This is a genomic window from Vibrio salilacus (assembly GCF_002811245.1).
Lineage (GTDB): Bacteria > Pseudomonadota > Gammaproteobacteria > Enterobacterales > Vibrionaceae > Vibrio > Vibrio salilacus.
Map to the genome: position 1 here is coordinate 1 of NZ_NIVQ01000083.1, position 1,232 is coordinate 1,232.

Genomic DNA, 1,232 nt, shown 5'->3' on the forward strand with positions numbered 1-1,232 from the left:
GTTAGAATGGCAACTAACAAAGCGTTTAAGGCAGATTCGCAACGCTCGGCATTTTCAGTTTGCTTTGAATTTAGTGTTTACGGCACAATGGTTTAGGTTAGGTGGCAATGTTGCTCACTACTTAACGCGGCGTTATGTGTCAAAATCAAGTCGTGATACATCAACGCTTCCCTTTCTTCATCTATAATGTAAAATTACCTATCCCATTCATTTTGTAGGAGTAACTATTATGACATTTCAAGCTCAAGAGCAGGAAGTTCTCGAAACAACAGTTACTTATAGATTTATCAAAGTAAATGGCACAATGGTTAAAGTTGAAATACAGAATGCAGATGATGCCTTCGCTGCTGCAATGAATGTACGTTCTTCTCGAAAAAAAGCAGTAGCTAAGGAGCTATTCATTCATGGTGTCACCCGCAAGTACTAAGCCGCATTGCGACTATAATCCAATTTTTGAAAAATTAGTCGTTGATACTAAACGTAACTCTAAAGAGCGTTTGATTGGTATGCTCGCTTACGCTGACTATAAAGATGAAAAATATCAGTGGAAAGAGCAATATCGAAAGGCCCACGGTGTTGAGGTTGTTCCTGCTGAAGATGTAAAGAGTTTCTTGCTTTCTTATCATGATCATAGGCTTGAAAAACTTCGAAATGATGCAGAGGAGGTTCTGTATGTTTTTGCGGAGCATTATGCATCAGGTATTTCTAAAGAAGTTTATAAAAACGCTCTCAATGACAACCTTATAAAAGAGGTTCGGGAGCATAACCTTAAAAACTATTCTGCGACTAAAAAGAATAACGCAAGTGTCTTAGCAAAAGTTGAATCTAGTTACGATGGTTGGTGGGTTGCAGGCTTCAAAGGAGCCTTAGGCTCTACTATTTTTGCCTTTGTTGCGCTTCTCTTATCGATTGTTTTTTCTTTGGCAAATCCAGAAACAAACTATGGTCGTTTAGTTCAGTTCATTTTGGGTAAACAAGATTTTCTAATCATTCATCCGGAAGACTGCCGTTTAAAGTCAGCCAGTGAAGATTGCATTAATTCCAACTGACGCACTATACACATAACAAAGCATTTAAGAGTGATTCCCAACGCATGGCATTTTCCATTCCATCGTTGGGTTTTGTGTTTACGGTGGTGTGGTTAGGTTTTGTGGCCGCGTTGCTCACACCTTAATGCGGCGTTATGTTTACTTGTATTTCAGTGGCTTAAAGTTTCTTCGATCTATGTTCTT

The 1,232-nt window shown here is 38.8% G+C and carries 3 protein-coding genes; all 3 read left to right on the forward strand.

Going from position 1 to position 1,232, the window contains the following annotated elements; all coding sequences use genetic code 11:
* Positions 1–187: hypothetical protein (locus CDZ87_RS17265; protein ID WP_100754553.1), on the forward strand; the 187-nt coding region annotated here is incomplete at its 5' end.
* A 42-nt stretch (positions 188–229) separates the two neighbouring features.
* Entirely contained in the window at positions 230–427 is a 198-nt protein-coding gene (locus tag CDZ87_RS16870; RefSeq protein WP_100754554.1) for a hypothetical protein, read from the forward strand.
* A complete protein-coding gene (locus tag CDZ87_RS16875) occupies positions 405–1,049 on the forward strand; it encodes a hypothetical protein (RefSeq protein WP_100754555.1) in 645 nt (214 codons plus the stop codon). The genes CDZ87_RS16870 and CDZ87_RS16875 overlap by 23 nt, the downstream gene beginning before the upstream one ends.
* The last annotated feature ends 183 nt before the right edge of the window (positions 1,050–1,232 follow it).